Source organism: Streptomyces sp. NPDC059455, from assembly GCF_042750115.1.
In the GTDB taxonomy this organism is placed as follows: domain Bacteria; phylum Actinomycetota; class Actinomycetes; order Streptomycetales; family Streptomycetaceae; genus Streptomyces; species Streptomyces endocoffeicus.
This window is the reverse complement of record NZ_JBHYVB010000006.1, coordinates 23,606-31,258: the sequence shown is the minus strand read 5'-3', so window position 1 is coordinate 31,258 and position 7,653 is coordinate 23,606. Positions and strand designations below refer to the sequence as shown.

General features: G+C 68.2%; 7 protein-coding genes. 3 read left to right on the top strand and 4 right to left on the bottom strand.

The genetic code is table 11. The features are described from left to right. Window positions 1–752: 752 nt before the first annotated feature. Complete coding sequence (locus ACFXB5_RS03460) at window positions 753–1,637, top strand: tyrosine-type recombinase/integrase (protein WP_385202051.1); 885 nt, start codon at window positions 753–755, stop codon at window positions 1,635–1,637. 717 nt (window positions 1,638–2,354) lie between these two features. Here ACFXB5_RS03460 and ACFXB5_RS03455 read toward each other — a convergent pair. Both ACFXB5_RS03455 and ACFXB5_RS03450 read right to left on the bottom strand, forming a co-directional pair. Beyond that, window positions 2,355–2,888: a GNAT family N-acetyltransferase gene (locus ACFXB5_RS03455; RefSeq protein ID WP_385201920.1), complete on the bottom strand. Its 534-nt coding sequence runs from the start codon at window positions 2,886–2,888 to the stop codon at window positions 2,355–2,357. Between the two features lie 258 nt (window positions 2,889–3,146). Then, window positions 3,147–3,386: a hypothetical protein gene (locus tag ACFXB5_RS03450; protein WP_385201918.1), complete on the bottom strand. Its 240-nt coding sequence runs from the start codon at window positions 3,384–3,386 to the stop codon at window positions 3,147–3,149. Window positions 3,387–3,653: 267 nt separating this feature from the next. Between ACFXB5_RS03450 and ACFXB5_RS03445 the strand changes: the two genes are divergently transcribed. Continuing rightward, window positions 3,654–4,250: a TetR/AcrR family transcriptional regulator gene (locus tag ACFXB5_RS03445; protein WP_385201917.1), complete on the top strand. Its 597-nt coding sequence runs from the start codon at window positions 3,654–3,656 to the stop codon at window positions 4,248–4,250. Window positions 4,251–4,320: 70 nt separating this feature from the next. Then, window positions 4,321–5,373: an SDR family oxidoreductase gene (locus tag ACFXB5_RS03440; protein WP_385201915.1), complete on the top strand. Its 1,053-nt coding sequence runs from the start codon at window positions 4,321–4,323 to the stop codon at window positions 5,371–5,373. 572 nt (window positions 5,374–5,945) lie between these two features. Here ACFXB5_RS03440 and ACFXB5_RS03435 read toward each other — a convergent pair. Beyond that, the gene (locus ACFXB5_RS03435; protein ID WP_385201913.1) at window positions 5,946–6,413 is read right to left on the bottom strand and encodes an ester cyclase; all 468 of its coding nucleotides are present in this window, start codon (window positions 6,411–6,413) and stop codon (window positions 5,946–5,948) included. Window positions 6,414–6,526: 113 nt separating this feature from the next. Then, a complete protein-coding gene (locus ACFXB5_RS03430) occupies window positions 6,527–7,165 on the bottom strand; it encodes a TetR family transcriptional regulator (protein WP_385201911.1) in 639 nt (212 codons plus the stop codon). Window positions 7,166–7,653 lie beyond the last annotated feature (488 nt).

Sequence of the window (7,653 nt, the reverse complement as noted above, 5' to 3'; positions counted from 1 at the left end):
GCTCCACTTCTCTATCTGTCAAACACAAAACCCCCACCCTCCTCTCGTCCCTCCAAAACACCCCGGCCCGCCCGCGGGGCCCCCCCCGCCCCCGGTTCCGCCGCCGAGCGGGCAACACAACTCGCCCCCTGACCAGACCATCCGCCGGCCAGTGACCACGCGGTGCTCGGCGTAGGCGGCGTCCGACCTCGCCACCCAGGCCGACCACACCGGACGCCCCACCGAGGCCGCCCGCATCAACCGCGCCGCCCTGAGAGAACGCCACCTGGCCGCCACCGAACGCGTCTACGACCGCGCCCACCCCACGGGCGCCGAAAGCTAGCTGCCTTCCCCACCCCCGCCGAGCTGTGACGTGGTCCGGGCCCTCCAGCGCCTGCCAGAAGGAGTGCGTGGAAACGGTGCTGGTCAGCTCCCACTGACGGTCCCGCAGCCGTCGCACTTCCGCCTGATCCTCCTCGGACCACCCTCGGGAGACGGTCATACAGCGCCTTGAGGGTGTGGGCGACCTGGTGAAGCTCTTTCTGCGCGGTGAGCAGGTTCTCAGGTACTTCGGGGGCTTATCGCCGTCGCGTGACATGGTGCGCCTTGCCGTCGTTGAGAAACGGGGCGGGACTGGAGGACGGCGGCCCGGGATGTGCGGATGTTCCTGCTCCACGCGGTGGTGAACAAGGTCGCGCCCGGCTGGGTGCTGGAGCAGCTCTACGAGCTCCGGGGCAGGGGCCGGGCTGCACCGGTGTGATGTCCACTTGCTGATGGACTCGCGCTCGCGGGGCTGCGCGGTGGAGGGGCCGCACCTGCATGTGGTGCGGCGGCAGAACGTCAACGGGGCGTGGTCGAAGTCGCGGAAGTCGTGGGTGATGCCGGTGGACTTCCTGGTAGTGCGGGCCGCCGACCAGTACGCGCTGGAGCACCATGAGGTGCTCGGCGAGGCTGGTGGTGACTTTCTGCTGGTCAACTTGTTCCGCCCGCCGTATGGCTCGCCGGTGACCTGTGATGCGATCGGGGAGCTGTGCGAGTCGCTGTCGCGCCGGGCAGGTCTTGGTCGGCGGGTGTGTCCGCGGATGTGTCGTCATGCGATGGCCAGCAACGTCGTCGATGCCGGCGGCTCGCTGGATGAGGTCCAGGCCCTGCTGGGGCAGAAGCATCCGTCCTCGCCCCGTCCGTACCTGCATGCGGACCCGTCGCGGTTGCGCGCGGGCTTCCCTTTGAGGAGTTCGTGGCGGTTGCCCGGCGCCCGTCCTGGGCGATCGGGGTCTGCCCGTGCCGGGTTCCGCAGTGTGAGCGGCCGAGCCGGCCGGACGAGTGCGTTTGTGCTCGTCACACCTGTACCAGCAGCAGAAGGTCTACCGGCTGCCTTTGCCGGATTTCCTCGCGCACCGCGACGTGCGGCCATTGCCGGCCCTGGAGCTCTGCCGGGTCGTGGCCTGCGACCGGCAGAGGGAGAGCCGGGAAGGCTACCGCCCTGCCCACGCCGACCAGCGCCGTCGCCTCCGGCCGAAGCGGCGCACGTGCTTGAGGACGCTCTTGGCCAGCGTCTGGTCGTGCTGGGGAACAGGACTCACCCAGCCCTGGCTCAGGGAGAGCGCCAAGGCATGGGTCCTGGACGATCTCCCCAAGCGCCGCGGGAGGAGCGGTAAGAACACCGTCCAGAGACGAAGTCATCGACATATACGTTGTCGTCGAAGATTACATACTCGTCACCGGAGAGAATCTTCCTCTGGCCACTATTGATGTCGACCGACTTGGTCAGAATCGCCTTACTCTTGGAACCGGACGGGGGCTGGTGCCTGCTCCGCCCGCGACGTAGAACTCGTCGGCACCGGTAATGTCTACGGCGTCACCGCAGTACACGGATTTCAGCGCGATGGTGACACGCTTCTGGTTGCTGCTCGCATCTGCCACGAAATTCTCTTCCCCTCAAGAAGTCAATCCGGAGCATGTGCCCACGGTCGGTATCCCTTGGGCAGCCGCTCCGCATTGACGTGCCGGACCGGCCTTACGGGGCCCAGGGCCGACTTGGTAATGCACAGTTCGCTGGAGGCTTGCAACGGGTGCTAGTCGTTGACGCGGCGACCCCTCGCGCGTCAGTCCAGGCAGAACTCATTGCCCTCGGGGTCGGTTGTGGCGCCCCGCTGCAGGCCAGCGCACGTGTGGGCGGGGAATCAAGCAGAGCGACTCTGGGGGCGGCCCGAGCACCGGGTGGCCGTTTCCAGGGCTCTGGCCGCGGTTCCGTGAAAGCGTAGGTCAGCGACGGGAAGACACCGTCCCTCGATGTCCGTGCTGTCGCGATCAATGCGCTCAGGGACGTAGGGACAGTCGTCGGCTGTCTTGTGATGATCGACGGCTCGGCCGGTTCACGCCTGGAACTCGGTGAGATCGATGGCGTGAACGCGCAGCGGGTAGCCGTACACCGGGTGCGCCGTCTCCCGCTCGGGCACCATGCCGAGCTTGCGGATGACGTTCTCGGAGGCGTTGTCCCCCACCTGGTTGATGCTGATGACGCGGTCCAGGCCGCGGTCCTGGAGCGCGAACTCCAGCGTGGCGTGCGCGGCTTCGGACGCGTATCCCTGGCCCCAGAACTGTGGCCCGAGCCGCCAGCTGATCGCCACGGCGGGCATCATCTCCGGCAGGAACTCGGGCACGGACAGTCCCGTGAAGCCGATCAATTCGCCCGAGGCCAGCAGCTCGACGGCGAAGAGGCCGAAGCCTTCCTCGTCCCACTCCTCCTCCCATCGCTCGATGGCCTCCACCGTGTGGTCCAGGTCGCGCACCGAGCCGTCGTCGATCCAGCGCATAACCCGCGGGTCCGCGTTGATGTCCGCCATCGGCGCGAGGTCGTCGTCGTGCCAGCGGCGTAGGAGGAGACGGGATGTGCGGATCTCGGTCATGCGCCCATCCTGCCGAAGGCAAGCGCCTCATCGCTAATCCGGCGCTCGCCCGCGCCGCCGCTCCGGAACCACAAGGCATCAAGCCGCCTGCACCGCACACCGTGACAGGGGAGACATCGGGGGCCGACGGCCGGGCAGACGACATGCCACTTCGGCAGCTCGGTCGAGAGGTGAGACCGATTCGGCGACAGCCTGCCGCAGCACAAAGATCATTCACGGAAGCGCGGTCAGACCCTTTTCCAGACAGCGCCATCATAGTCACGCCGTCCGGATTGGCCCGCTGCGCCAGGCCAACGGCGACAGCGGATCGGCGGGCCCGCGCCGTGCCCAGTCGACGCCGCGAGCCACCGCTTGGCCCAGGCCTGGCTCTGGAACGCCCTTCGTCGCGGCGGCAACCACGTCCACGCCGTTGGGGTTCGCGCGGAACCAGCGGCGGTTCTGCTCGGTCGCGTACGCCCGGCGCGCCTCCGCTTCGGCTTCCTCGGTCCGGCCCAGCATCGCCAGGGCGCACCGCCGGTGCTCCGATGCCGCCCGGCGAGAGCCCCGTCGAACAGCGAAGTCCGGGTCCGTCTCGCGCAACACCTTGTACTGACCGCCCCCTCCGGTTTCGACCCTGGGGCGCCTTCCCTCCTTCCCTGACCTTCGCCACGGCCGACGACTTGAAGACGCCTTATCGAAAGCGTACTGTCGAAAGTGCGTTTTCGATACTTGGCGTTCAAGCAGTTGGCCCGAACTCGGACCGACAACCGGCGACGGGAATCACTGATGAGTAAGCAGGCACCGGCCTCCAACCGGCGCAAGCGGCTGACGGAGGAGCGCGAACGGGAGATCCTCGACGTCACCTTCGACCTGGTCGCCGAGGTCGGCTACGGGGAAGCGACCGTGGACGAGGTGGCCAGGCGGGCGAAGGCGAGCACGGCCACGCTTTACCGGCAGTGGGAGAACAAGCCCAGGCTCGTGATCACGGCGATGATGGCGCGCAAGTACGCGCCCCTGCCGCACATCGACGCCGGCAGCCTGCGCGATGACCTGGTGGCGCTGGCTCGCATGATGCCGGCACCGCACCCCAAGGGCGCCCCGACCCTGGGAATCTGGCAAGCGGTCATGTCCGACCCGGCCCTCGCCCAGGCACTGAGGGACGTCCTGTTCGCCCCTTACCTCGACGCGCTGCGCACCATCCTGGCGCGGCACGTCGAGCGCGGAACGATCCGTCCCGACAACCCGGCCCTGGCGCACGTCGAGATGTTCCTGATGGGCAGCGTCTTCGTGGAGAAGCTCTTCACTGGCACCGAGGCCGACGCCGACCAGCTCATCGCGGTCATGGACGCCCTGCTGCTGCCGGCACTGACCCGTCGCAGCTGACCCCTTCCTCTTCTGGCCGACGTCCCTTGGACCCGCCAGTACGCGCACGAAAAGACAAAGGAATTCGGCAATGAGCAGAGCTTCGACCGATACCGTCCTGGTCACCGGAGGCTCCGGGTTCCTGGGCGGCCGTGTGATCGCCCAGGCGCTCAGGGAGGGCTACCAGGTCCGCACCACGGTGCGGTCCCTCAGCCGCGAGGCGCAGGTCCGCGAGGACTTGGAGGCCATGGATGTGGATGCGGGTGAGCGGCTCACTTTCGTGAAAGCAGACCTCACCGCGGATGAGGGGTGGGCCAAGGCGGTGGCGGACTGCCGCTACGTCCTGCACACCGCCTCCCCCTTCCCGGGCGGCGAGCCCGACCACGAGGACGACCTGATCGTCCCCGCCCGGGAAGGCACGCTGCGCGTGCTGCGTGCGGCCCGCGACGCAGGCGTCGAACGCGTTGTGGTCATCTCCTCGTTCGCCGCCATCGGCTACGGCAGGCCCGCCACCGAACAGCCCTTCACCGAGGACGACTGGACCGACCCGGACAGCGACATCCCCGCCTACATCAGGTCCAAGGTGCTGGCCGAGCGGGCCGCCTGGGACTTCGTCGAGCGCGAAGGCGACGCCCTCCAGCTCGCCACCGTCGCCCCGGTCGGCATCTTCGGCCCCGTCGTCGGTACCGACCACTCCTCCTCGATCAACATGATCACCGGCCTGTTCAGCGGCGCCATGCCGGGCGTACCCCGCCTGTACTTCGCCGTCGTCGATGTCCGGGACGTCGCCGACCTGCACCTGAAGGCCATGACCGCCCCCCAGGCCGCAGGCGGACGCTTCATCGCCGCCGCCGGCGACGCCGTCTCCCTGCACCAGATCGCACTCGCCATCCGCGACCGGCTCGGCGCCGCCGCCAGTGCCGTCCCGGCCGCCGAACTTCCGGACGAGACGGTACGCAAGGCCGCCGAGGCCAACCCGGCTCTGAAGGGCATGCTGCCCAACCTCGGCAAGATCCGCCACGTCAGCAACGACAAGGCCCGCACCGTGCTCGGCTGGAACCCCCGCAGCAGCGACGACGCCGTCGCGGCCACCGCCGAAAGCCTCCTGGAACTCGGCCTCCTGCCCGCCATAAACCCCGCATAGGCGCAAGCGCACACCTGCGCTCTTGGCTGATCGACAGGTCCACGGCGAGCCGGCGTCCCGGAGACCGATCCGGGGTCCCGGTCCGCCGTTCACACGCAAGCGGCAATATGGACCTCCCCCACGCCCCGTCAATCACACCACCCTCCAGGCTCCGCCACTGGGACGTGTTGCGATGAAACAGACTTCACCGATGGAAACAACCTCGCAGCAGCTGTTTCCGAACCCCGCAGCAGGCTTTGGCAGCCGCTCAGCGGACCCGACCGAAGGTCTCAGCCTGGCCACCGGGTTGCGTCAGACCTGAGTCCGGTCAGCCGCTTGAGTCTCTCCCGGCGGGAGGGTGCAGGCTCGCGGTCATGAGCGGCACTGATTTCGACGGACGCTTCGCCGTGGTAGCGGGCGCGAGTAAGCGTGCCGGGCCGGCGACGGCACGTCGGCTCGGCAACGCCGGGGCCAGACGAGCGGCCCGCGGTCCGGTAGTGCCTCGTGTCCGCGGGCAGCGGGCGCCGAACAGAACGAGGGAGGTGTGGGTCTGCCGCGCAGACGCACACCTCCCTCGTGATCGGCAGGCTTGGTCAGCTGTCGGCCTCGGCCGCCCCCGTGACCGCGGAGGCGAAGTCCGGCTGTACGCCCAACTGCGCGAGCAGGGCGCTGATGCCGAAGTAGCAGTTGAACTCCTTGATCTTGCCGTCTTCGACGTACCAGAAGTCGGCGGCCGGGACACTGAGCTTCGCGCCGGTCGGCTGGATGACGCCGACGGGCGTTTCGAACGGCCCGGCGAAGGTGCCCTCGATTGTCAGCTCGACGGCCACGATGTTGCCCATCACATGGACCCGGTGGAGCTCCCGGTGGATGTCCGGCACCAGCCGGCCCATGGTCACGACCTGGTCACCCAGTTGCTCACCGCGGAAGCTCTCCCCGGCGACGACGTTGTTGAACACGCCGTCCTCGGCGAACAGGTCCGTGAATCCCTGGACGTCCAGGACGTCGCCTTCCGCCGCGTGGTACGCCGCCTCTACCACGGCTGCTGCGTTGGGGAACATCGCAGCTCTCCCTCCCATGAAGTTAATCAATCGATTGATTAGAATCATGCCCACACCCGGGAGCCCTGTCAAGCAATCATTTGAATTGTTGGGTGAGACCGTCTCCGCCCTGGTCAGCGGCCGACGGCGGGGTACCCGTGGAACGCTCCGGCCACCACGGGGATCAGCTGGCGCTCAATCTGCTCGGTGGGCATGGCGGCCAGCTCGGCACCGATGGGTGCCAGCGCGAGCCAGTTCAGCATGCCGGCGGCACACCGCGTCCGGAAGATGAGTTCCTGCTCCTCGACTCCGGGAAGGTTCACCATCAGCACCCGGAGGGCATCCTGGCGGGCCCGGTCGAACTTGCCGGCCAGCCGACCCCACCCCTGGGGCGGATCGATTCCGACGCGCGCCACGGTCCGCATCACGGCCAGGTCTTGTCCACCGGCCCCCAGCGCGCGCACCATCGGCCGCGCGAACGCCTCCGCCAGCTCCTGGAGTGTCGAAGTGGCACCAAGGGATTCGACGGCCAGGATCTGCGCGTCCAGGTACCGTTCCAGAGCCCGCTCGATCGCCGACTCGCACAGCCCTTTCAACGATCCGAAGTGGTAACTCACCGCGGCGACATTGGCGCCGGCGCGGTCTGTGACCTCGCGGAGCGTCAAGCCTTCCTGCCCTCTTTGCGCGAGCAGTTCCAGGGCGGCCATCAGCAGGCCGTCCCGCGTGCGCTGACCGGCCTCTCTACGCAAATCCGTCTTTTCACCCCGTGCCACGGCATGAACTCAAGCAGTTGCTTGAGTTCATTGTCAAGCAGCGGCTTCGGCGCATCGCGGAAGCCGCGCACCGGACGTTCTCCTGGAGCGACTGAGTCGTCATGGCCGCACTGCTCCGACTCGTCAGCAAGCAGCGGCGTACCCAGGTGGCCTTGCCGGTCGCCTCGTCCCACGACCGGCGTGCCTGCTGCCCGCGGGAACAGGCTCACCACCGTCCGGCGCGGCGGCCTCGTGTCCAACTCACAGCATGCCTCCCGTGAATGGCCCGGCGCAGGCCATCGTCCCGCCGACCGCGCCCTCCGCTGGCGGCAGTACCAAGCCGGGCAGTAGCACCCTGATCGCGGCTGATGCCAAGGGAGGTGTCCGCGGCGACCTCTCGCCATCTCGCGGAGAACCCTTCGCCCCAGAGGCCCGCGCCCATGAACGCCGGTCCGGCCGGCCCAAGGCGACCGGATACAGTGCCCGAGAGGGCAGCCTGGTCAGGGAGG